The following is a 23320-nucleotide window of genomic DNA, read 5'->3' as shown; positions in this document are numbered from 1 at the left end:
CTCCATACGTTACTCGTGCGAGCGAAATCCCGCGTGACCCGGTGCGTCCGTTTGCGCCGCGCCGGTCACCGCCTCCCGGCAGCGGAAACGGGAATCTCGCAACGGGCAACGAAGCCGGACACGGGCCGTCACGTAACTCGTTCGAGAGCCGCTCGCGAGGTTTGCAAGACTGGTGCGGTGAGCAGCGCACCCCCCGCCCCCCGTGTCATCGCCGTCGTCGGCCCCACCGCGGCCGGAAAGTCCGACCTCGGCGTCTTCCTGGCCCAACGGCTCGGCGGCGAGGTCGTCAACGCCGACTCCATGCAGCTGTACCGGGGGATGGACATCGGGACCGCCAAACTGACGCCCGAGGAGCGCGCAGGCGTCCCGCACCACCTGCTCGACATCTGGGACGTCACCGTCACCGCTTCCGTCGCCGAGTACCAGCGGCTCGCCCGCGCCCGTATCGACGCCCTGCTCGCCGAGGGCCGCTGGCCGGTCCTGGTCGGCGGCTCCGGGCTCTACGTCCGCGGCGCCGTCGACAACCTGGAGTTCCCCGGCACCGACCCGGAGGTCAGGGCCCGCCTGGAGGAAGAGCTCGCACTGCGCGGCTCCGGCGCCCTGCACGCCCGGCTGGCCGCCGCCGACCCGGAGGCCGGGCGCGCCATCCTGCCCAGCAACGGACGCCGTATCGTCCGGGCCCTGGAGGTGATCGAGATCACCGGCCAGCCCTTCACCGCCAACCTCCCGGGCCATGACTCGGTCTACGACACCGTCCAGATCGGCGTCGACGTGGCCCGCCCCGAGCTCGACGAGCGCATCGCGCTGCGCGTCGACCGGATGTGGGAGGCCGGGCTCGTGGACGAGGTGCGCGCACTGGAGGCGCACGGGCTGCGCGAGGGCCGCACGGCGTCGCGCGCCCTCGGCTACCAGCAGGTCCTGGCGGCGCTCGCCGGGGAGTGCACGGAAGCGGAAGCACGGGCGGAGACCGTCCGTGCCACCAAGCGCTTCGCGCGCCGCCAGGATTCATGGTTCAGGCGCGATCCCCGGGTGCACTGGTTGAGTGGGGCCGCGGCGGACCGCGAGGAACTTCCGCGGCTGGCCCTGGCGTTGCTCGAACGACCGGTCACAGCCTGATCACGTCATGGCATCGGGATGCGCCACCGGTCATCGTGGCCTCCGACGCCGTGCCATCATCGAGCTTCGATCGCAAGTGGAGTCCTAGTTGGGAGGGCGCGTGGCGATGGAGGCCGGCCCTCGCGACACCGCACAAGACACCGAGCACGTCGCAGTCGGGCCCATGGAACCGGACGAGGCCGAGGTCCGGCTGAGCTCCGACGGTCCCGACGACACCGGCGTGGGCGGCGGCGTGACCGACGACGGCCCCGAGCCGGAGGAGATGTTCGCGAGCGGCCCCGAGGTCGAGGTCGAACTCCGTCCACAGCGCCGTCTGCGCCTGTGGCAGCTCGCCCCCATCGTGGCCCTGGCCGCGGTCGGCTCCCTGATGTTCGCGTTCCCGCTGGCCTTCGACTTCGGCGACAGCGGAGCCGTGATCGCGATGCTGGGCCTGCTGATCTGCTCCTGCGCCGCGGGCTGGGGAATGATGGCGGCCCGCAGGGTCGGCTCCACCCTGCCCGGCTTCCCCGAGAAGGGCTCGGGCCGCAGGCCCGACTGGCGCGTGGTGATCGGCTACATCCTGCTGGTGGCGGTCGTGGCCGTACTGGCTGTCTGGCGAGTAGCAAGGCTCCGCTGACGAGCGTCCCTCGCTGAGGCGCGCCCCTCAGGGGCGCGGGGCTGTATCGATATGCGGCTCCGCCGCGTGGGCGCGACCAGCCCCCACCGGCCCGCAGCCGGAAGACGACCCACCCCTCCCGTACCCTCGAAGAATGAGCATCCCCTTCCTCAAGGGCCACGGCACCGAGAACGACTTCGTGATCGTCCCTGACCCGGAGAACGCCCTCGACCTCACCCCGGCCACCGTCGCCGCCCTCTGCGACCGCAGGGCCGGCATCGGCGCGGACGGCGTGCTGCACGTCGTCCGGTCCGCCGCGCACCCCGAGGCCAAGGGGATGGCCGCCGACGCGGAGTGGTTCATGGACTACCGCAACGGCGACGGCTCGATCGCCGAGATGTGCGGCAACGGCGTCCGTGTCTTCGCCCGCTACCTCCAGCACGCCGGCCGGGTGACCGAGGGCGACCTCGCCGTCGCCACGCGCGGCGGCGTGAAGACCGTGCACATCGCGAAGGACGGCGACGTCACCGTCGGCATGGGCGCCGCCGGCTTCCCCGAGGGCGACATCACGGTGACCGTCGGCGAGCACACCTGGCCCGCGCGGAACGTGAACATGGGCAACCCGCACGCCGTCGCCTTCGTCGAGGACCTCGCGCACGCCGGCGACCTCTACACCCCGCCCCCCTTCAGCCCCCCGTCGGCCTACCCCGAAGGGGTCAACGTCGAGTTCGTCGTCGACCGCGGCCCCCGCCATGTCGCGATGCGCGTGCACGAGCGCGGCGCCGGCGAGACCCGCTCCTGCGGCACCGGCGCCTGCGCGGTCGCCGTGGCCGCTATCCGCCGTGACGGGTCCGACCCCGCCGCCACCGGCACCCCGGTGACGTACACCGTGGACGTGCCCGGCGGACGGCTCGTCATCACCGAACGGCCCGACGGAGAGATCGAGATGACCGGTCCGGCCGTGATCGTGGCCGAGGGCGAGATCGACGCCGAGTGGCTGGAAAACGCCGTCCGCCGAGCCGGCCGAGCGTAGTGAACCGTGGTCCGGGCGGCCGTCCAACGCCCGGATCCACGGCCCGTGTTGCCCTCGGCGGCGAGAAACGTCGGCCACCCCCCGAACAGGTGGCGCAAAACCGTAAACCTCCAAATCGTCGCTCGATTGGGTGATCCGTTTCACGCTCGGCGGGAGCCGGTCAATCGGGCGCGATGGGCTCGGTAGCATCAAGCACCGGCACGGACGGGGGGACGTCGCCAATCCCTGAGCCACGTATGCCCTGGGGCCCCGTCCGCCGGTCCACGAGCCGGAGGTGTGCCCATGAGTGCGGAGGCCACGAACCCTGCGACGCCCGGTCCTGTTGTGCCCGCGGCGGCGGTCCGCAGGAAGGCCCGCCCTCGGATCGACCTGCGCCGGCTCGGCCGGGCCGCGCTGCTCGGCAACGCCGCCCGGGGCAAACTCCCCGACGCCATCGGCCATGTCGCCGAGGCCCATCGGGCCCACTACCCCGATGCCGACCTCGAACCCCTGCGCCGCGCCTACGTCCTGGCCGAGTCCTCGCACCGCGGCCAGATGCGCAAGAGCGGCGAGCCGTACATCACGCACCCCCTCGCGGTCACCCTGATCCTCGCCGAACTCGGCGCCGAGACCACGACCCTGACGGCGTCTCTGCTCCACGACACGGTCGAGGACACCGAGGTGACGCTCGATCAGGTGCGCGAGGAGTTCGGCGAGGAGGTCCGTTATCTGGTCGACGGGGTGACGAAACTCGAGAAGGTCGACTACGGGGCCGCCGCCGAACCCGAGACCTTCCGGAAGATGCTCGTCGCCACCGGCAGCGACGTCCGGGTGATGTCGATCAAGCTGGCCGACCGTCTGCACAACATGCGCACCCTCGGCGTGATGCGCCCCGAGAAACAGGAACGCATCGCCAAGGTCACCCGGGACGTCCTCATCCCGCTCGCCGAACGGCTCGGCGTGCAGGCCCTGAAGACCGAACTGGAGGACCTGGTCTTCGCGATCCTGCACCCCGAGGAGTACGAGCACACCCGGGGGCTGATCGCCGAGAACGCGGCCCGCGCCGACGATCCCCTCGCCGGGATCGCCGACGAGGTGCGCGGAGTGCTCCGCGAGGCCGACATCCCCGCCGAAGTCCTCATCCGGCCACGGCACTTCGTCTCCGTCCACCGCGTCAGCCGCAAACGCGGCGAGCTGCGCGGCGCCGACTTCGGGCGGCTGCTGGTGCTCGTCAACGAGGACGCGGACTGCTACGCCGTCCTCGGCGAGCTGCACACCTGTCTGACCCCGGTGGTCTCGGAGTTCAAGGACTTCATCGCCGTACCGAAGTTCAACCTGTACCAGTCGCTGCACACGGCGGTGGCGCGCGCCGACGGCCAGGTCGCCGAGGTCCTCATCCGCACCCACCAGATGCACAAGGTCGCCGAGGCCGGAGTCGTCGCCCTCGGCAACCCCTACGCCCCGGCCTCCGACGCCCCCGTCTCGGAGACCCCCGAAGACCCGGCCGACGGCGAGCGCGCCGACCCCACCCGCCCCGGCTGGCTCTCCCGCCTCCTCGACTGGCAGAAGGCGGCCCCCGACACCGACACCTTCTGGTCCACCCTGCGCGAGGACCTCGCCCAGGACCGTGAGATCACCGTCTTCCGCCCCGACGGCGGCACCCTCGGCCTCCCCGAGGGCGCCACCTGTGTCGACGCCGCCTACGCCCAGTACGGCGAGGACGCCCACGCCTGTATCGGCGCCCGCGTCAACGGCCGTCTCGCGACCCTCAGCACCGTCCTCAGGGACGGCGACACCGTCCAGCTCCTGATGGGCCAGGACCCGGCCTCCGAGCCCTCCCGGGAGTGGCTGGAGCACGCCCACACCCCGGCGGCCCGGATCGCCATCCAGCGCTGGCTCGCCACCCACCCGGACAGCGCCGAGGAGCCGCCGGCCCCCGCGGCCGTACCCACGCGGCCCGTGCCGGAGCCGCAGGCCCCCGCCCCCCGCACCGCCAGCGCCGTGGTCGCCGACCGCCCCGGCGCGACCGTACGGCTGGCCGGCTGCTGCACCCCCGTACCGCCCGACGAGGTCACCGGCTTCGTCGTGCGCGGGGGAGCGGTCACCGTGCACCGCGTGGAGTGCGCCGCCGTGGCGCACATGAAGAGCACCGGACGGCCCGAGGCCGCCGTGAGCTGGGGCGACAGCACCGGCTGCCGGGTCACCCTGGTCGCTGAATCGTTCGGCCGCCCCCATCTGCTCGCCGACCTCACCGAGGCCATGGCCCAGGAGGGCGCCGAGATCGTCTCGGCGACCGTGGAACCCCCCAGTCAGCAGCGCGTCCGCCACACCTACACCGTCGAGCTCCCCGACGCGGCCCACCTCCCCGCCCTGATGCGCGCGATGCGCAACGTGCCGGGTGTGTACGACGTCGGACGTGCGCAACACCAGTGAGGTACCCGGAGGAACACGTTCGAGTGGTTTGGTCGTGGATTGTCCTCCGGGGTCACGTGTGCGCTGGTAGCGGTGATCCATGCCTTTCACCCTGCGCACCCGCCCGCCCCGGCCCTGGAAGGCCGCCCTCCTAGCTTCCGCCGTCTCCGTCGTCCTCGTCGGAGCGAGCGCCCCGCCGGTCCCGCTCGGCGTCGGTGACCGGCTCTTCCCGTACCTCGGCAACCCGGGGTACGACGTGGCGTCGTACGACCTCTCCTTCACCTATCCCGGCAGCAACGACAAGCCGCTGCAGGCCGTCACCACCATCGACGCCTGGGCGACCACCGACCTGGACCGGCTCAACCTCGACTTCGCGCACGGCAAGGTCGAGTCCGTGCAGGTCGACGGCCGGCCCGCCGCCTTCGCGAGCGCCGACGAGGACCTGGTCGTCACCCCCGACCGGCCGCTGCGGCAGGGCAGCTGGACGCGGATCACCGTGAAGCACACCAGCGACCCGGTGCCCGCCAAGGGCCAGGACGGCGGCTGGGTGCGCACCACGGACGGGCTCGCCATGGCCAACCAGGCCGACGCCGCCCACCTGGTGTTCCCGTGCAACGACCACCCGTCCGACAAGGCGATGTTCACCTTCCACATCACCGCCCCGAACGGCTACACCGTCGTCGCCAACGGCCTCCCCACCGACTCCGCCCGGACCGGCCGCACCACCACCTGGACCTACCGCACCCAGCACCCCATGGCCACCGAGCTCGCCCAGGTCTCCATCGGCCGTTCCGCCGTACTGCACCGCGCCGGACCGCACGGGCTGCCGGTGCGTGACGTCGTCCCGAGCGCGGACGTCAAGAAGCTCGAACCGTGGCTGGCCAAGACCCCGGACCAGATCGCGTGGATGGAGAGCAAGGTCGGGCCGTTCCCGTTCGAGACGTACGGCGTGCTCATGGCCCAGGCCGCCACCGGCTTCGAGCTGGAGACCCAGACCCTCTCCCTCTTCGAGAAGAACCTGTTCACCGAGCCCGCGTACCCCAAGTGGTACATCGAGTCGATCATGGTGCACGAGCTGTCCCACCAGTGGTTCGGCGACAGCGTCAGCCCGCACGTCTGGTCGGACGTCTGGCTGAACGAGGGGCACGCCACCTGGTACGAGGAGCTGTACGCGGAGGAGAAGGGCCACCAGCCCATGATCAACCGCATGAAGGCGGCGTACGGCGCCTCCGACCGCTGGCGCGCCGAGGGCGGACCGCCCGCCATGCCCAAGCCGCCCAAGCCCGGACAGAAGATCGGTATCTTCCGCCCGAACATCTACGACGGCGCGGCCCTCGCCCTCTACGCCCTGCGCCAGGAGATCGGCAAGCCCGCCTTCGAGCGCCTGGAGCGGATCTGGGTCCAGCGGCACAAGGACGGCACGGCGACCACCGCCGACTACGTCCACCTGGCCTCCGCGGTCGCGAACCGCGACCTCACCGGCTTCTTCGACGCCTGGCTGTACGGCGCGAAGACCCCGCCGATGCCCGGCCACCCGGACTGGAAGCAGGTCCCGGCCCCGGAGAAGCAGAAACCCCGGAAGTGACGGCGGGGCGGCCCCCGGAATAACACGGTGCCGGGGCGGGGCGTACCGTGCGACCATCATGGGGCCGGCGCGGTACGGGTCGCGGGGAATCTCCCGGGGTATTCGTACGTTGGAGGGTTGTCAGGACGACACCCGCCGGTTTCGGCAATCCCATCGATGCAAAGGACCCAATGACCTCCTCTTCTTCCCCTTCCCAGGACACCAGGCGCCTCGCGCAGGACTACCCCGACGGTCTTCGGGCCGATGCCCTGATGGAAGAGGACGTCGCCTGGAGCCACGAGATCGACGGAGAGCGGGACGGCGACCAGTTCGACCGTTCCGAGCGCGCGGCCCTGCGCCGCGTGGCCGGCCTCTCCACCGAACTCGAGGACGTCACCGAGGTCGAGTACCGACAGCTCCGCCTGGAGCGGGTCGTGCTGGTCGGGGTATGGACCTCCGGCACCGTGCAGGACGCGGACAACTCCCTCGCGGAGCTCGCCGCCCTCGCGGAGACCGCGGGCGCGCTCGTGCTCGACGGCGTCATCCAGCGCCGCGACAAGCCCGACCCGGCCACCTACATCGGCTCCGGCAAGGCCCTGGAGCTGCGCGACATCGTCGTCGAAACGGGCGCGGACACCGTCATCTGCGACGGTGAGCTGAGCCCGGGCCAGCTGATCCAGCTGGAGGACGTCGTCAAGGTCAAGGTCATCGACCGGACCGCCCTGATCCTGGACATCTTCGCCCAGCACGCCAAGTCCCGGGAGGGCAAGGCGCAGGTCTCGCTCGCGCAGATGCAGTACATGCTGCCGCGGCTGCGAGGCTGGGGTCAGTCGCTGTCCCGGCAGATGGGCGGCGGCAAGGGCGGCGGCCTCGCCACCCGTGGTCCCGGTGAGACCAAGATCGAGACGGACCGGCGGCGGATCCGCGAGAAGATGGCGAAGATGCGCCGCGAGATCGCGGACATGAAGACCGGCCGCGAGATCAAGCGCCAGGAGCGCCGCCGCAACAAGGTGCCGTCCGTCGCCATCGCGGGCTACACCAACGCCGGCAAGTCCTCGCTGCTCAACCGCCTCACGGGCGCCGGCGTCCTGGTCGAGAACGCCCTGTTCGCGACCCTGGACCCGACAGTCCGCCGAGCCGAGACCCCGAGCGGCCGCGTCTACACCCTGGCGGACACGGTCGGCTTCGTCCGTCACCTGCCCCACCACCTGGTCGAGGCGTTCCGCTCCACCATGGAGGAGGTCGGCGACTCCGACCTGATCCTGCACGTGGTCGACGGCTCGCACCCGGTCCCGGAGGAGCAGCTCGCCGCCGTGCGCGAGGTGATCAGGGACGTCGGCGCGACCGGCGTACCCGAGATCGTCGTGATCAACAAGGCTGACGCGGCGGACCCGCTGGTCCTGCAGCGGCTGCTGCGCAACGAGAAGCGCTCCATCGCGGTCTCGGCCCGCACCGGCCAGGGCATCGACGAACTGCTGGCCCTGATCGACAACGACCTGCCCCGCCCGTCGGTGGAGATCGAGGCCCTGGTCCCGTACACCCACGGCAAGCTGGTCGCCCGCGCCCACAACGAGGGCGAGGTGATCTCCGAGGAGCACACCGCGGAGGGCACGCTCCTCAAGGTCCGGGTACACGAGGAACTGGCGGCGGAACTCACGCCGTATGTTCCGGCGCCGCTGGCGTAACGATTGGTAAGTGAAGGCCCCGCTCCCCTTTTTTTGGGGAGCGGGGCCTTCACTTACCTGGGGGCGCGGGGAACTGCGCGAGCAACCCACGACGGCCGTCAGCCGCCGAACCACAGTTCCCCTACGGCGACAAGGCGATATCGGCCGCCCTCACTGATCAGCGAACTCCTTGCTGACCGCCTCGTACACACCCTTGGCCACATCCCCCAACCGAGGCCCGGCCAGCCACCCCGAACTCACCGGCCCGATGGACGTGTTGGACACCAGCGCCGCCTTGCCATCGGCACCCGTCTCCACCCAGCCGCCCCCCGACGCACCGCCGGTCATCGTGCACCCGATCCGGTACATCGTCGGCGCCGACGCGTCGACCGACAGCCGCCCCGGCTTGTCCGCGCATTGGTACAGCAGCGACCCGTCGTACGGCTTCGCCGCCGGATACCCCTTCGCCGTGATGCTCGACACCTTCGGAACGGCCGGAGCGTCGAAGTTCACCGGAAGAGCCGAACCGACCGTCTCCTCAAGGGACTTGCCGCCACTACCCTGCTCGGGCGTCACATGGATCACGGCGTAGTCGTACGACGCGCCGTTGCCGCCCGTCTCACCACCCTGGTCGATCCACTGCTGCGAGGTCTGCGCCCCGTCACCCCACCAGACCCCGTACGGCGCGATCTCCGACCGGGTCGCCTTCGCCAGCGCCGCACCCGTCAGACCCTTGTCGTTGTACGACGGCACGAACGCGATGTTGCGGTACCAGCCGCCGTTCTTGCCGGCGTGCACACAGTGCCCCGCCGTCCACACCAGGTTGGACTTGCCGGGGTGCGCGGGGTCCTCGACGACCGTCGCCGAGCAGACCATCGTGCCCTCGGGGGAGTCGAAGAAGACCTTCCCGGAAGTGGCCGCGCTCGTGTGGTACGTCGGCTGCACCGCCTTCGCCCGGACCGGCGCCGGCGTCGGATCGGTCACGCCCTGGTCACCGGAGATGTCGTTGGCGTCGACACCCTTGTTCTTGTCCGGGTCGTTGGCGTCCCGCATCCGGTTCGGGTCCCACAGGCCCTTGATGATGGGGTTGATGAAGTCGTTGGCCTCGCGCAGCCAGTCGTCCTTGTTCCAGTTCTTCCAGGCGCCGTTCTTCCACTTGTCGATGTCGATCCCGTGCTCTTTGAGCTTGTTCTTGATGTCGTCCGGGATCTTGATCTTGCCGTCGCCGGTGTCGGCCGTGGCGGACGCGGACGCCGGGCCGCCCGCGTTGTCGTTGCCCGAGCCGTTGCAGGCGGTGGCGGTCAGTGCCAGCGCCGAGGCGAGGGCGACGGCCGCCAGCGCACGGGGCGCGCCCCCTCCACGGCGAAGGGCGGACGACGGCCGAATGGGTCGCATGGTGGTGACTCCCCCTGTCGGTAAGGAACTTCAGCGCCACACACTATGCGCTCGCTGTGGGGGACTTCCGATGGAAGGGCAACGGTTTCGCTACGGGCCTCACCAGCGAGGCAACCGCAGTTCGTACGTGGGATCCACGCGCCGCATGTAGCCGGTGTCGTCGCGTGTGCGCACACCCGACTCCAGGTACAGCCGGTGCAGCCGGTCGAGCGCCTCGTGATCGAGTTCGACGCCGAGCCCGGCACCGGTCGGCACCTTCACCGCACCGTCCTTCAGCTCCAGCACACCGGGGACGATCACGTCATCGGCGCTGTTCCACGGGTAGTGCGTGTCACAGGAGTGGTCCAGGTTCGGGATCGCCGCCGCGACATGGGTCATGGCGGCCAGGCTGATGCCCAGATGCGAGTTGGAGTGCATGGACAGGGCGAGCCCGAACGCCTCGCAGACGGCGGCGAGTTCACGGGTGCGACGCAGCCCGCCCCAGTAGTGGTGGTCGGTCAGCAGCACCTGGACGGCATTCTGTTCCACCGCCGGCCTCAGATGCTCCCAGGCGATCACGCACATGTTGGTGGCGAGCGGAAGCGGCGACTCCTTCGCCACGGCCGCCATGCCCTCGATGGTCGCGGTCGGGTCCTCCAGGTATTCGAGGACGTCCTTGAGCTCCTGGGCGACGTACTCCGAAGTCTCCACCGACCAGGCCACATTGGGATCGAGCCGCAGCGGCTGCCCGGGAAACGCCTCGGCCAGCGCCCGCATCGCCGCGATCTCCTCGTCCGGCGGGAACACCCCTCCCTTCAGCTTGAACGACCGGAACCCGTACCGCTCCTGCATCAGCCGCGCCTGCGCGACGACCCCCGCCGGATCCAGCGCCGCCCCCCAGTCGTCGCCGACCGCAGGGCGGCCGTCCAGGGCCGGGTGCTCCGCCCACTTGTAGAAGAGGTACGCCGCGAAGGGCACCGAGTCCCGGACCATGCCGCCGAGCAGGTCGCTGACCGGCCGCCCGAGCAGCTTGCCCTGCGCATCCAGACAGGCCACCTCCACCGCACTCGTGGTCCAGCCGCGCTCGTGCGAACTCGGCACGGTCGGCAGCAGGGCCGCGTCGATCGCCGCCGCGACGGCCGTCGTGTCGAAGACGTCCATGCCGACGACCACCTTCGCCGCGGCCTCCAGGCGCTCCAGGCGGGCTGTCCCGCCCGGCGACTCGCCGAGGCCCACCGTGCCGTCCTCCAGGACGAGCTGGAGCACGATCCGCAGGGCCAGAGGTTCGTGGACGCCGTTGGAGTTGAGCAGCGGCGGGTCGCGGAAGGCGATCGGGGTGATGATCAGCTCACGGATTCTCGTGTTCATGCGGTGACGGCCTCCAGACCGTGATCGATGAGCTTGGCGAGCCGGGCGACATGCTCCGGCGTGGGGTCGAGCAGCGGCGCCCGCACCCCGCCCACGTCCAGGCCGCGGATCGTCACCCCGGCCTTCACCAGGGACACGGCGTATCCCGGCACCTCGTCACGGAGCCGGACGAACGGAGCGTAGAACTCGTCGAGCAGCGTCTGCACGACCGTCTCGGCGTTTTCTTCGAGTGCCCGGTGGAAGGCGAGAGCGATCTCCGGGGCGAAGGCGAACACCGCCGAGGAGTACAGGCCGACGCCGACGCCCCGGTAGGCGGGCGCGGTCATCTCGGCGGTCGGCAGGCCGTTGAAGAAGGCGAACCGGTCACCGCCGGGGACGGCCCGGACCGCCCGGACGACGCGGTGCATCAGCTCGATGTCGCCGACGCCGTCCTTGAGGCCGACGACCCGCGGCAGGGCGGCGATGACGGCCGCCGTGTCCTCGGTCAGCCGGGCCGTGCCGCGCTGGTAGAAGACGACCGGCAGGTCGGTGGCGTCGGTGACCTCCTCGACGTACCGCACCAGGCCCTGCTGCGGTGCGCTCACCAGGTACGGCGGCAGCAGCAGGATCCCGTCGGCGCCCGCTCTCCCGATCCGCGCGGCCTGGTCGCGGGCGGCCGGGACGGGGCCGCCCGCCGCCGCCAGCACCGGCACCCGGCCGGCGGTGACGGCGACCGCGACCCGGGTGGCCCGCTCGATCTCCTCGGCGGTCAGCGCGTGGAACTCACCGGTGCCGCAGGCCACGAACACGCCCCCGGCCCCGGCCGCCACCCCGGACTCGATGTGCAGGGCGAGCCGGTCCTCGTCCAGCGAGCCGTCGGCCGCGAACGGGGTGACCGGGAAGAACAGCACTCCTTGGAACTTCATGTCTCCCTCAGACGTGGGGGTTGTCAGCCCTTGGTGGCCCCGGCCGCGATGCCGGTGACCAGCGAGCGCTGGAGGAGCAGATAGACGATCAGGCTGGGCACGAGCGCGACGACCGCGCCCGCCAGCACCACCCCGGAGCCGACCTCGGGGTCCGTGCGCAGGATGGAGAGGGCGACGGTGACCGTGTAGTCGGTGGGGTCCTTCGAGGCGATCAGCGGGAGCAGGTACTGGTCCCAGATCATGACGAACCCGAGGACACCGGCCACGCCCAGCGCCGGCTTGCACAGCGGCAGGATCACCTGCCACAGCATCCGGAACTCGCCGACGCCGTCGAGCCGCGCCGCCTCCTCGATCTCGGCCGGTATGTCCTTCATGAACTCGGTCAGCAGCATCACCGAGAAGCCCCAGGCGCCGAGCGGCAGGATCACGCCCCACACCGTGCCCTTGAGGTCGATGCCGACCACCGGCACATGGCCGAGGACCAGGGACAGCGGGATGGCGATGACCTCCTCGGGCAGCATCATCGTCAGCATGAACAGGGTCAGCACGAGCGCCTGGCCGCTGAACCTGTGCCGGGCCAGGGCGTACGCGGCCAGCACCGACACCGCGAGCTGGAGCAGCAGCGCGCCGCCCGCGATGACCAGCGAGTTGGTGAAGTAGTCCCAGATCCCGCGCTCGCCCGCCACCTTGATGTTCAGCAGCGTGGGGTGGTGCGGCAGGAACGACAGCGAGGAGCCGCTGGGGTTCTTGCTGAGCGCACCGGAGAGGATCGTCAGGAACGGCCCGGCGAAGACGGCGAGGGCGATCGCGCAGAGCAGGATCCGCAGCGCCCAGCCGGCGCCCGGCCGGTCGCTCCAGCCGAGGGCGGTGTCGAACCGGGCGGGAGTGGCCCGCTGCTTCGCCGCCCTGGCGGGGATCGCGGGCGCCGGTGTCCGGACGGGATCGATGGCGGGCGCGCTCATCGCACGTCTCCCCTCTTGCGCAGGTAGTTGACCGTGACGGTGAGCAGCAGCGTCACGCAGAGCAGCACGACGGAGGCCGCGGAGGCGCCGCCGATGTCATTGCGGGTGAAGCCCAGGGTGTAGGCGCGGGTCATCCAGACCTCGGTGGACCCGGCAGGGCCGCCGTAGGTCAGCACGTACACCTCGGTGAAGACCCGCAGTCCGCGGATCGCGGCGAGGGTGAGGACGATACCGAGCGCCGGGCGGATCGCGGGCAGGGTGACATACCGCAGCCGCTGCCAGAGCGAGACCCCGTCCATCGCGGCCGCCTCGTACAGCGACCGGTCCACGCCGGCGAGCCCGGCCAGGATGATCACCATGTTGTAGGGGGCGGCCATCCAGATGCCCATGGCCATCGTCGACCACAGCGCGGTGTCCGGGTTGTCGAGGAACTGTGTGGTGCCGAGGCCGAAGAAGCCCAGCACGCTGTTGATCACGCCGTCGGAGGTCGGGTAGTACAGCAGCCGCCACATCTCGCCGACCACCGCGGTCGCGGTGACGACCGGCAGGAAGACGGCGGTCCGCATGATCTTCAGGGACCGGGCCTGGCCCTCCAGCAGCAGCGCCAGCACGAAGCCGACGACGATCGCGCCGAGCGACTGCCCGATGCCGAGGACGAGCGTGTGCCCGACCGCGTCCTGGAAGCGGTGGTCGCCGAGCACCCGGCTGTAGTTGTCGAGGCCCACCCACGTGTCACCGAGGAACGGGCGCACCTTGAAGAAGCTCAGCCAGATGCCCTTGCCCATCGGCAGGAACTTGAAGACCAGGGCGAGCAGCAGCCCGGGGGCGAGGAACAGCCAGGGAACGAGGGCCTTGCGGACGGAACGGCCGCGCCGCCGGGGCGAGGTGTCGATGGTCGCGGTCACTTCAGCAGCCCCTGGTCCTTGAGGTCGCCTGCGAGGGTGTCGTCGAGCTCCTTGAGCCCGGCGCCGACGTCACTGCCGCAGTAGGTGAACAGCGCGTTGAGGCTGTCGGCGGTGTCCTGCTTGATCGGGGCGAAGTCCGGCGCGTTCGGGAACTGCGCGGAGTCGTCCTCGTACGCCTTCTGTACGACGCTCCAGCGGGCGTCGCCGCGCACCTGCGCCGCGTCCAGCGTGGAGTTGACGGGAATGCGGACGACCGGCTGGTTCTTGCCGGTCATGGCCAGCCGCTGCCCCTCGGGAGAGACCAGGAACGCGGCGAGTGCCTCTTCCTGCTTGCTCTTCCCGGTCTTCGCGCCGAAGTAGATGTTCTCGCCGTCGGCCAGCACGGTGGAGCCCGCCGGTCCGGCCGGCGCGGGCACGACCTCGTACGTGTCCTTGCCCGGCGTGGTGTCGTAGGTGGCGATGTTGTACGGACCGGTCATGTACATCCCGGCGTTGCCGTCCTGGAAGTTGGTGGCGGTGCCGGTGACGGCGCTGACCGCGCCGGGCTGGACGACACCGTTGTCACCGCAGAAGAGGTTGTCCTTCAGCCAGGTGACGGTCCGTACGGCCGCCGCCGAGTCGGCGACCGGGCGGTACGTGCCCTTGCCGGCCGGCTCGATGAGCTGCGCGCCGCCCTGCCACAGGAAACTGGAGGCCCACCAGGCGACGTACCCGTTCTGCGCGCTGCCCGGGACGACGATGCCGTACGTGTCCTTCTTGCCGTCCCCGTCCGGGTCGCGGTCGGCGAAGGCCTTGGCGACGCCGAGCATCTCGTCCCAGGTCGTGGGCGCCTTCAGCCCCAGCTTCTTGAGCCAGTCCTTGCGGATCATCAGGGTCTGGGCCTGACGGGAGTAGGGGATGCCGTAGTGCCGGCCGTCCAGTCCGACGGTCGACGCCCAGCTCTTGGCGCTGATCTGGTCGTGCCCGGCGATCGATGCCGGGTCGACGGACTTGAGCAGGCCCTGCGCCTGGTAACTGCCCATCAGCGCCGTGTCGTTGATCATCACGTCGGGCAGGTCCTTGGTGGACGCCCGGCTCTGCAGCTGCTGGTCGAAGTTGATGACCGGCTGATAGTCGATCTTGATACCGGTCTTCTTGGTGAAGGCGGCGAAGACGCGTTCGTAGGTGGCGGCGGGGTCCGGGTTGCTCCGGGTCCACACCTCCAGCGTGTTCGGGTCGCCCGACCCCGCGGTGTCGGAACCGGAGCCGCAGGCGGCCGTTCCGAAGGCGAGTCCCGCCACGGCGAGGGCGGCTGCCAGGCGGCGACGTCGTCGGCGTACGCCCATGGACACCTCCGGGTTCATATCCGTGAACTCTCTTCACAAATCTAAATGATGGGCCAAGCTACGAATCGTTTCATCCGTATGTCAAGACATGGCCGAAAGGATTTCGGGGAGGCTGTGTCGCGTTCGGTGAGTCGAACGGGGCGAAGGGGCATGACAGTTCGCCGCGCGAGGGAGGCGGCCGCCGGCTTCGCTCCCGTCCGTACGCGGTGCCCGGCCCGGCCGGGGTAATGATCTTGAGGTGACCCGTAACCCGTCGGCCGGTCCGGGGTTGGTAGCGGTGGGGGGTCCGCTGCCTGTGCCCGGGGCCCGCCGATCAACTCGCCTCTGGACAGCGGGGAGGACAGCCAGCCGTGGCCGTGACGGAGTCGGTGACCGGGGGGACGTTCGGGGGAGCGCGCGCGGAGCACGAGGGGATCCTCAGGCGCCAGTCGGCGCGCGAGTCGAGGGCACGTACCTACGCACGCGCCCTTCCCATCGTGCCCGTGCGGGCCCGCGGCCTGACCATCGAGGGCGCCGACGGCCGCCGCTACCTGGACTGCCTCTCCGGCGCCGGCACCCTCGCGCTCGGCCACAACCACCCCGTCGTGCTGGAGGCGATCCGCAAGGTCCTCGACTCGGGCGCCCCGCTCTCCGTCCTCGACCTGGCGACCCCCGTCAAGGACGCCTTCATCACCGAACTGTTCCGCACCCTGCCGCCCGGCCTCGCCGACCGCGCCCGCGTCCAGTTCTGCGGGCCCGCCGGAACGGACGCCGTCGAGGCCGCCTTCAAACTCGTCCGGGCCGCGACCGGCCGCACGGGCATCCTCGCCTTCACCGGCGCCTACCACGGGATGACATCCGGCGCCCTCGCCGCCTCCGGCGGGGCCGCAGACGTCCGCGTCGCCCGGCTGCCCTACCCCCAGGACTACCGCTGCCCGTTCGGCGTCGGCGGCCCACGCGGCGCCGAACTCGCCGCCCGCTGGACCGAGTCCGTCCTCGACGACCCCAAGTCCGGCGTCCCTCTGCCCGCCGGGATGATCCTCGAACCCGTCCAGGGCGAGGGCGGGGTGATCCCCGCGCCGGACGACTGGCTCCGCCGGATGCGCCGGCTCACCACCGACCGCTCCATCCCCCTCATCGCGGACGAGATCCAGACCGGAGTGGGCAGGACCGGCGCCTTCTGGGCCGTCGAGCACAGTGGGGTCACCCCCGACGTGATGGTCCTCTCCAAGGCCATCGGCGGCAGCCTCCCCCTCGCCGTCGTCGTCTACCGCGACGACCTCGACGTCTGGGAACCCGGCGCCCACGCCGGCACCTTCCGGGGCAACCAACTAGCCATGGCCGCTGGCGCGGCCACCCTCGCTCACGTCCGCGAGAACGCCCTCGCCGAACGGGCGCGCCTGCTCGGCTCCCGCATGCTGTCCCAGCTGCGCGAACTCCAGCGGGACTTCGCGTGCGTCGGGGATGTGCGGGGGCGGGGGCTGATGATCGGGGTGGAACTGGTCGATCCGGAAGGGGACGGGGGTACGGGGGAGGCCTGGGGCTCCGATGGTGCGGGTGCAAGGTCAGGTGCGGGGGACGGGGAGACGGGCGCGGCTGGGGGTGCGGCGGGCGAGTGGGCCGGCGCGGAGGACGCGGGGGACCGAGCCGGTGGAGTGGGTGTGCGTGGTGGTGAGCTGGGCGTGGGCGGGGGAGAGCGTGGACGCGACCGCGGGCCGGGTGGGCCAGGTGCGCCAGGTGCGCCAGGTGGGATGGGTGGGACGGTCGGTGCGGGAGGCGGTGCGGCGGATGTCCTGGACGGTGTGGTGAGTGCGGGCGGTGGTGCGGCGGGCGTCAGGGACCGTGTGCCGGGCGTGCGGCGCAGCACGGCCCACGGGGGTGGCGGTGCCGTGACCGGGTGGGCGGCCGACGCCCGCCGTGAGCCGCGGCCCGCCGCTCCCGAACTCGCCGCCGCTGTACAGCGCGCGTGCCTGGAACGCGGCCTGATCGTCGAACTCGGCGGCCGCCACGCCGGTGTCGTACGGCTCCTCCCACCCCTCACCATCAGCGACGAACAGGCGGCCGCCGTACTGGACCGTCTCGCCGACGCGGTGGCCGCGGTGGCCCGCGATCCGGCCGGCCACGGTGTTCGGCCCCCACGCCCGGACGGCGGCAAGAAGCCGACCGGCTAGCCGCAGCAAACCCCACATCATCCACACCTCTCTCATCAGGACACCGAGCACTCAGCTCACGTCCACCCCAGTCGAGTTCGCCCCGGCCGACGGCGAACTCCCCGCCCCCCACAAGTCCCCGAGGAACTCCCCTTGAACGCCACCCCCACCCCCGACGACCACGGAGACCAAGGCCCACAGGGACGCCCCGTTCCGCTCGCCGAGTCGGTTCCCCAGCAACGCGGGCGCACCTCCCCGCCCGAGCGGCCACGCGACGACACCGGGGACCTCCTGGAACACCCCGACCCGCGCATCGCCGCCCAGGCCGCCGCCGTGGAGAACCTGCTGCGCTGCTGGGTACGCGAGACGAACCTCCCCGCGCCCGACACCGCCACCCTCCGCATCCCGCTGCCCGCGAGCGGTACGGCCCTGATCGCCCCGGTCCGCCACTGGTCGCCGACCGGCTGGCACCGCTTCGGCCAACCTCGCCTGGCCGGCACCCCCGACACCGCCCCGTCCGTCGACGCGGTCACCCTCGCGGCCCTGCTCATCCGCGAGACGGCAGTGGGAGCCGACGGCACGTTCGGGCGGTCGGAGGAACCGACAGTGCAGCGAGCTGAAGAACCGATCAGCCGACGTCCCGAGGACCCGACCGGGCGAGCCGAGGGCACGGTCCGCCGAGCCGACGGCGTCCCCGTCCAGGCCGATGGCACATCCCGCGCCGCCAACGGCGTCCCGGTCCAGGGCGACAGCACACCCCGCGCCACCAGCGGCGTCCCAGCCCAGGGCGACGGCACATCCCGAACCTTCGGCACATCCGGCGCCGCCCACAACTCGTCCGGCGTCCGGGACAGCACATCGGGTGTGGGGGGTGGGGCGTCCGGTGTCCGGGACAGCCCACCCGGCGCCGCCGACGGCGCGCCCGTCGCTCACGCCGCCCCCGACGACGGCGACCTCGTGGCCCGTGTCGCCGACTCCCTGCGCCGCACCGTCACCTTCATCACGGATCGGCGCGCCCACCCCTCCGACGGCCCCGACCACTTCCTCGCCGCCGAACAGGCACTCCTCCTCGGACACCCTTTCCATCCGACCCCGAAGAGCCGCGAGGGCCTGACCGAGTCCGAAGCCCGGCTCTACTCACCGGAGTTGCGCGGCTCCTTCCTTCTGCACTGGATGGCGGTCACCTCCTCCCTCCTCGCCACCGACTCGGCCTGGACCGAGCGAGGCCGCCCCGTCCCCGCGCCGCACCTCATGGCACGTCTGGCCGGTACGGCTCTGCCCCTGCCCGACGGCTTCGCCGCCGCCCTGCCGCTGCACCCCTGGCAGGCCCGTGAGGTCCGCCACCGCGAGGAGACGGCCGCCCTCCTCGACGCCGGGCTCCTCCGCGATCTGGGCCCCCTCGGCGCCCCCTGGTGTCCCACCTCCTCCGTACGAACCGTCCACCGCACCGGCGCCCCCGCCATGCTCAAGCTGTCGCTGGGCCTGCGCATCACCAACTCCCGTCGGGAGAACCTCCGCAAGGAACTCCACCGAGGCGTCGAGGTACACCGCCTGCTGCGCACCGGCCTCGCCAAGCAGTGGCAGGCCGCCCACCCCGGCTTCGACATCGTGCGCGACCCCGCCTGGCTGGCCGTCGACGCGGAGGACGGCCGGCCCGTACCCGGACTCGACGTGGTGATCCGGCACAACCCGTTCGCCCCCGCCGACGACGTGTCCTGTGTCGCCGGACTGGTCGCACCCCGGCCCCTCGACGCCCCGGCGGCGAACGGCAGGCCCGGGCCGTACCGGTCCCGGCTGGCCCAGGTGGTCGCCCGGCTCGCCGAGCGCACCGGCCGACCCGTCGGCGCCGTCAGCGCCGAGTGGTTCCTGCGCTACCTGGAGCAGGTCGTCCGCCCGGTGCTCTGGCTCGACAGCGAGGCCGGCATCGCCCTGGAGGCGCATCAGCAGAACACCCTGCTCCTGCTGGACACCGAAGGCTGGCCCATCGGGGGGCGCTACCGCGACAACCAGGGCTACTACTTCCGCGAGTCCCGGCGGGCCGACCTCGACGCCCGGCTGCCCGGCATCGGCGAGCAGAGCGACACGTTCGTCTCCGACGAGGTCACCGACGAACGCTTCGCCTACTACCTCGGCATCAACAACGTGCTCGGCCTGATCGGCGCGTTCGGCTCCCAGCGGCTCGCCGACGAGCGCCTGCTGCTCGCTGCGTTCCGCCGGTTCCTCACCGACGCGGCCGCCGGGCCCGCGCGGCTGCGCAGCTCCCTGCCCGGCCGTCTGCTCGACTCACCCGTCCTGCGCTGCAAGGCCAACCTGCTGACCCGGCTGCACGGCCTCGACGAACTCGTCGGCCCGGTCGACACCCAGTCCGTCTACGTCACCATCACCAACCCCCTCCACTCCTCAACGTCCTGATCGCACCGACCACTTCGCCGACCCGCCGTTCACCGTCCATCAACCACCGCCCATCAACCACTGCCCTTCGACTACCGCCCGTCCTTCACCGACCTTCGTTCACTGACCGAGGAACATGCCCCACCCCGTCTCCTGAGAGGAGCGCACCATGCCTCCCACCGACGCGAGCGCCGACGCAGGCCCCGTCCCGGTCCACCCCGTCCACCCCGGCCGCTCGGGACCCGCCGAGGACCTCCGGGACTGCGAGGACACCCTGGACCTCCGCCTGCCCGACGAATTCATCGCCCTCTTCGCCGGGAAGACGACCGACGCCGACGTCGGTGGGACGACCGCCCCCGACAGCGTCGGCAGGAAACGGCCCGAGCAGAACACCCGGGACGACACTCACATCACCCAGACCGACGAGCCCCGGCCGGCTCCGCCAGGCCACACCGACCGTCCGCCCACGCACGACCGGGACCTCACCGTCGCACTCCACCCCGACAGTCCCGCCTCACTCGGCCGCGGCGACCGCCAGGCCACGTACGACCAAGACCGTGTCGGTGCACTCCACCCCGGCCGTCCCGCCCCACTCGGCCGCGGCGACCAGGACCACGCCGCCCCACTCGGTCACGACCGTCCCGCCCCGTTCGACCACCACCGCGCCCCGGCACCCGACCGCGATCCGCTCGCCCGGCCCGCCGCACTGGGTCCGCTCGACGCGCTCGATCTGCTCGACCAGGTCGGCACCTGGGGCCCGATCCCGACCCCCGTCGGCTCCTTCCACCTCGTGCCGGTCCACGTCGAGCGCGACCTGCCGATCATCGGCCGATGGATGAACGACCCCGCCGTGGCCGCGTTCTGGCAGCTGGCAGGCTCACGGGAGCAGACGGAGGGCCATCTGCGCGGCCAACTCACGGGAGACGGACGCAGCGTGCCGTGCCTGGGTCTGCTCGACGGCACACCGATGAGTTACTGGGAGATCTACCGAGCCGACCTGGACCCGCTCGCCCGCCACTATCCGGCCCGCCCGCACGACACCGGGATCCACCTCCTCATCGGCGACGTCGCCGACCGGAGACGGGGACTGGGATCCGCCCTGCTCAGAGCCGTAGCCGATCTCGTACTCGATCAGCGCCCCGCCTGTGCGCGCGTCGTCGCGGAGCCCGATCTTCGCAACACCCCCTCCGTGGCCGCCTTCCTCAACGCGGGCTTCCGCTACGCCGCAGAGGTCGACCTGCCTGTCAAACGGGCCGCCCTCATGATCCGAGACCGGTCCCTACGTCATCTGATGTAGCGCTGAGTAATTTCGCGTACACATGTAGTACGAAGCGGCGACCGTTCAAGTTCCCGGCCGTTCGGAGAAATTCCGAGCGGTCCGAACTCCGGCCCGCCGTTCCCCGCTTGGCCCGTCCGTCCAGGAGTCCCCGGCGTGATCCCACCCCCCGTCCCCGCCTTGATCGCCCGATTGTCGGTGCCGGGTCGTAGGGTGGTCGCGCTATGACGAAGCCCTCACTCCCTGAACTCCTGCATGCCGCTGTCACAGCTGTCGGCGGTACGGAGCGCCCCGGCCAGGTGACCATGGCCGAATCGGTCGCCGGAGCGATCGACGACGGATCCCATCTGTTGGTCCAGGCCGGCACCGGCACCGGAAAGTCGCTCGGCTATCTGGTGCCCGCGCTCGCTCACGGTGAGCGGGTCGTCGTGGCGACGGCGACCCTCGCCCTGCAGAGACAGCTCGTGGAGCGGGACCTGCCGCGCACCGTCGACGCCCTGCACCCGCTGCTGCGCCGGCGGCCGGAGTTCGCGATGCTCAAGGGCAGGTCGAACTACCTGTGCCTGCACCGGCTGCACGAGGGTGTGCCGCAGGACGAGGAGGAGGGCCTCTTCGACCAGTTCGAGGCGGCCGCACCGACCAGCAAGCTGGGCCAGGACCTGCTGCGGCTGCGGGACTGGGCCGACGAGACCGAGAGCGGCGACCGCGACGACCTCACACCGGGCGTCTCCGACAAGGCCTGGGCCCAGGTCTCGGTCTCCTCCCGGGAGTGCCTCGGGGCATCGAAGTGCGCCTACGGCGCGGAGTGCTTCGCGGAGATGGCCCGCGAGCGGGCGAAGCTCGCCGAGGTGGTCGTCACCAACCACGCCCTGCTCGCGATCGACGCCATCGAGGGCGCCCCCGTGCTCCCGCAGCACGAGGTGCTGATCGTGGACGAGGCGCACGAACTGGTCTCGCGGGTCACCGGTGTCGCCACCGGCGAGCTCACCCCCGGCCAGGTCAACCGCGCGGTCCGGCGCGCCGCCAAGCTGGTCGACGAGAAGGCCGCCGACCAGCTCCAGACCGCCGCCGAGGGCTTCGAGCGACTGATGGAGCTGGCCCTGCCGGGCCGCCTGGAGGAGATCCCGGAGGACCTCGGCTACGCCCTGGCTGCCCTCAGGGACGCGGCCCGCACCGTGATCTCCGCGATCGGGACGACCCGCGACAAGTCGGTCCAGGACGAGGACGCGGTCCGCAAGCAGGCGCTGGCCTCCGTGGAGACCGTGCACGACGTGGCGGAGCGGATCGTGAACGGCTCCGAGTGGGACGTCGTCTGGTACGAACGCCACGACCGCTTCGGCGCCTCCGTCCGCGTCGCCCCCATGTCCGTGTCGGGCCTGCTGAGGGAGAAGCTCTTCGCGGACCGCTCGGTCGTCCTCACCTCGGCCACCCTCAAGCTCGGCGGCGACTTCAACGGCGTCGGCGCCTCCCTCGGGCTCGCCCCGGAGGGCACCGAGGGCGACGACCTCCCGCAGTGGAAGGGCCTCGACGTGGGCTCGCCCTTCGACTACCCGAAGCAGGGCATCCTCTACGTCGCCAAGCATCTGTCGCGCCCCGCGCGGGACGGCGACCGCGCCGACATGCTCGACGAGCTGACCGAGCTGATCCAGGCCGCCGGCGGCCGTACCCTCGGCCTGTTCTCCTCGATGCGGGCCGCCCAGCAGGCCGCCGAGGAGCTGCGGGTCCGGATCCCCGAGTTCCCGATACTCCTGCAGGGCGAGGAGACCCTCGGCGAGCTGATCAAGAACTTCGCGGCGGACCCCAGGACCTGCCTCTTCGGCACGCTGTCGCTGTGGCAGGGCGTGGACGTCCCGGGGCCCAGCTGCCAGCTGGTCGTCATGGACAAGATCCCGTTCCCACGCCCGGACGACCCGTTGATGAGCGCCCGGCAGAAGGCGGTCGAGGACGCGGGAGGCAATGGCTTCATGGCGGTCGCCGCCACCCATGCCGCGCTCCTGATGGCCCAGGGGGCCGGTCGGCTCGTGCGGGCATCGGGGGACCGGGGAGTGGTCGCCGTACTCGATCAGCGGCTGGCCACGGCACGCTACGGGAGCTATCTCAAGGCGTCACTGCCCGACTTCTGGTACACCACGGACCGTAACCAGGTCCGGAGGTCGCTGTCGGCGATCGACGCGGCGGCGCAGCAGGCGGAGGCGAAGTGAGCATGGCCTGTCCCGGCGCCGGGACAGGCCAACCCGCGCTCCACGCAACCGGTCGCAGGGGGCCCGGACAGTGCAGGACCCCGGAACCGGCGCAGGGGTCCCGGGGCCCGATCGGAGGGCG

The 23320-nt window shown here is 71.4% G+C and carries 16 protein-coding genes; 10 read left to right on the top strand and 6 right to left on the bottom strand.

The genetic code is table 11. The features are described from left to right. The first annotated feature begins 177 nt into the window (after positions 1-177). The 6 genes from miaA (at position 178) to hflX (ending at position 8384) form a co-directional block, all read left to right on the top strand. Positions 178-1116, top strand: coding sequence for a tRNA (adenosine(37)-N6)-dimethylallyltransferase MiaA (miaA, locus tag AB0D85_RS31425; RefSeq protein ID WP_362327666.1), 939 nt, complete (start codon positions 178-180; stop codon positions 1114-1116). A 106-nt stretch (positions 1117-1222) separates the two neighbouring features. Further along, on the top strand, positions 1223-1732 hold the full coding sequence (locus tag AB0D85_RS31420; RefSeq protein ID WP_362327875.1) for a hypothetical protein: 510 nt from the start codon (positions 1223-1225) through the stop codon (positions 1730-1732). A 133-nt stretch (positions 1733-1865) separates the two neighbouring features. Beyond that, entirely contained in the window at positions 1866-2744 is an 879-nt protein-coding gene (gene dapF, locus AB0D85_RS31415; RefSeq protein WP_362327663.1) for a diaminopimelate epimerase, read from the top strand. A 282-nt stretch (positions 2745-3026) separates the two neighbouring features. Next, positions 3027-5156: an HD domain-containing protein gene (locus AB0D85_RS31410; RefSeq protein ID WP_362327660.1), complete on the top strand. Its 2130-nt coding sequence runs from the start codon at positions 3027-3029 to the stop codon at positions 5154-5156. A 79-nt stretch (positions 5157-5235) separates the two neighbouring features. Then, positions 5236-6720: a M1 family metallopeptidase gene (locus AB0D85_RS31405; protein WP_362327657.1), complete on the top strand. Its 1485-nt coding sequence runs from the start codon at positions 5236-5238 to the stop codon at positions 6718-6720. 170 nt (positions 6721-6890) lie between these two features. Then, complete coding sequence (gene hflX, locus AB0D85_RS31400) at positions 6891-8384, top strand: GTPase HflX (RefSeq protein ID WP_362327654.1); 1494 nt, start codon at positions 6891-6893, stop codon at positions 8382-8384. Positions 8385-8534: 150 nt separating this feature from the next. On the opposite strand, the gene AB0D85_RS31395 is transcribed toward hflX, so the two are convergent. The 6 genes from AB0D85_RS31395 to AB0D85_RS31370 all read right to left on the bottom strand — a co-directional run bounded on the left by AB0D85_RS31395 (position 8535) and on the right by AB0D85_RS31370 (position 15202). Next, complete coding sequence (locus AB0D85_RS31395) at positions 8535-9758, bottom strand: hypothetical protein (RefSeq protein WP_362327652.1); 1224 nt, start codon at positions 9756-9758, stop codon at positions 8535-8537. Between the two features lie 99 nt (positions 9759-9857). Next, positions 9858-11105, bottom strand: coding sequence for a glucarate dehydratase family protein (locus AB0D85_RS31390; RefSeq protein ID WP_362327649.1), 1248 nt, complete (start codon positions 11103-11105; stop codon positions 9858-9860). Then, positions 11102-12010 (bottom strand): 5-dehydro-4-deoxyglucarate dehydratase, encoded by a 909-nt coding sequence (locus AB0D85_RS31385; protein ID WP_362327646.1) that lies wholly within the window; start codon positions 12008-12010, stop codon positions 11102-11104. The genes AB0D85_RS31390 and AB0D85_RS31385 overlap by 4 nt, the downstream gene beginning before the upstream one ends. Before the next feature lie 23 nt (positions 12011-12033). After that, on the bottom strand, positions 12034-12972 hold the full coding sequence (locus tag AB0D85_RS31380; protein WP_362327643.1) for a carbohydrate ABC transporter permease: 939 nt from the start codon (positions 12970-12972) through the stop codon (positions 12034-12036). Further along, on the bottom strand, positions 12969-13877 hold the full coding sequence (locus AB0D85_RS31375; RefSeq protein ID WP_362327640.1) for a sugar ABC transporter permease: 909 nt from the start codon (positions 13875-13877) through the stop codon (positions 12969-12971). The genes AB0D85_RS31380 and AB0D85_RS31375 overlap by 4 nt, the downstream gene beginning before the upstream one ends. After that, positions 13874-15202 carry a sugar ABC transporter substrate-binding protein gene (locus tag AB0D85_RS31370; protein WP_362327873.1) on the bottom strand — a complete coding sequence of 443 codons (1329 nt, stop codon included), beginning with the start codon at positions 15200-15202 and terminating at the stop codon, positions 13874-13876. Before AB0D85_RS31370 ends, AB0D85_RS31375 begins: the two co-directional genes overlap by 4 nt. Positions 15203-15552: 350 nt before the next feature. Here AB0D85_RS31370 and AB0D85_RS31365 point away from each other — a divergent pair, with 350 nt between their 5' ends. The 4 genes from AB0D85_RS31365 (at position 15553) to AB0D85_RS31350 (ending at position 23199) form a co-directional block, all read left to right on the top strand. Beyond that, positions 15553-17352: a diaminobutyrate--2-oxoglutarate transaminase family protein gene (locus AB0D85_RS31365; protein ID WP_362327637.1), complete on the top strand. Its 1800-nt coding sequence runs from the start codon at positions 15553-15555 to the stop codon at positions 17350-17352. Positions 17353-17484: 132 nt separating this feature from the next. Next, positions 17485-19743: an IucA/IucC family protein gene (locus AB0D85_RS31360; protein ID WP_362327634.1), complete on the top strand. Its 2259-nt coding sequence runs from the start codon at positions 17485-17487 to the stop codon at positions 19741-19743. Between the two features lie 148 nt (positions 19744-19891). Next, the gene (locus AB0D85_RS31355; RefSeq protein ID WP_362327631.1) at positions 19892-21019 is read left to right on the top strand and encodes a GNAT family N-acetyltransferase; all 1128 of its coding nucleotides are present in this window, start codon (positions 19892-19894) and stop codon (positions 21017-21019) included. Between the two features lie 203 nt (positions 21020-21222). Continuing rightward, the gene (locus tag AB0D85_RS31350) at positions 21223-23199 is read left to right on the top strand and encodes an ATP-dependent DNA helicase (protein ID WP_362327628.1); all 1977 of its coding nucleotides are present in this window, start codon (positions 21223-21225) and stop codon (positions 23197-23199) included. Positions 23200-23320 lie beyond the last annotated feature (121 nt).

This window comes from Streptomyces sp. NPDC048277 (assembly GCF_040652235.1).
In the GTDB taxonomy this organism is placed as follows: Bacteria; Actinomycetota; Actinomycetes; order Streptomycetales; family Streptomycetaceae; genus Streptomyces.
Note: the sequence above shows the minus strand (reverse complement) of the source record. Positions and strands in the feature narration are given on the sequence as shown.

Bases quoted from the DNA above. Each gene is read 5' to 3' on its own strand.
- AB0D85_RS31420 (WP_362327875.1), top strand. From the start codon at position 1,223: ATGGAGGCCGGCCCTCGCGACACCGCACAAGACACCGAGCACGTCGCA.
- dapF (WP_362327663.1), top strand. From the start codon at position 1,866: ATGAGCATCCCCTTCCTCAAGGGCCACGGCACCGAGAACGACTTCGTG.
- AB0D85_RS31410 (WP_362327660.1), top strand. From the start codon at position 3,027: ATGAGTGCGGAGGCCACGAACCCTGCGACGCCCGGTCCTGTTGTGCCC.
- AB0D85_RS31405 (WP_362327657.1), top strand. From the start codon at position 5,236: ATGCCTTTCACCCTGCGCACCCGCCCGCCCCGGCCCTGGAAGGCCGCC.
- hflX (WP_362327654.1), top strand. From the start codon at position 6,891: ATGACCTCCTCTTCTTCCCCTTCCCAGGACACCAGGCGCCTCGCGCAG.
- AB0D85_RS31395 (WP_362327652.1), bottom strand. From the start codon at position 9,758: ATGCGACCCATTCGGCCGTCGTCCGCCCTTCGCCGTGGAGGGGGCGCG.
- AB0D85_RS31390 (WP_362327649.1), bottom strand. From the start codon at position 11,105: ATGAACACGAGAATCCGTGAGCTGATCATCACCCCGATCGCCTTCCGC.
- AB0D85_RS31385 (WP_362327646.1), bottom strand. From the start codon at position 12,010: ATGAAGTTCCAAGGAGTGCTGTTCTTCCCGGTCACCCCGTTCGCGGCC.
- AB0D85_RS31380 (WP_362327643.1), bottom strand. From the start codon at position 12,972: ATGAGCGCGCCCGCCATCGATCCCGTCCGGACACCGGCGCCCGCGATC.
- AB0D85_RS31370 (WP_362327873.1), bottom strand. From the start codon at position 15,202: ATGGGCGTACGCCGACGACGTCGCCGCCTGGCAGCCGCCCTCGCCGTG.
- AB0D85_RS31355 (WP_362327631.1), top strand. From the start codon at position 19,892: ATGCCTCCCACCGACGCGAGCGCCGACGCAGGCCCCGTCCCGGTCCAC.
- AB0D85_RS31350 (WP_362327628.1), top strand. From the start codon at position 21,223: ATGACGAAGCCCTCACTCCCTGAACTCCTGCATGCCGCTGTCACAGCT.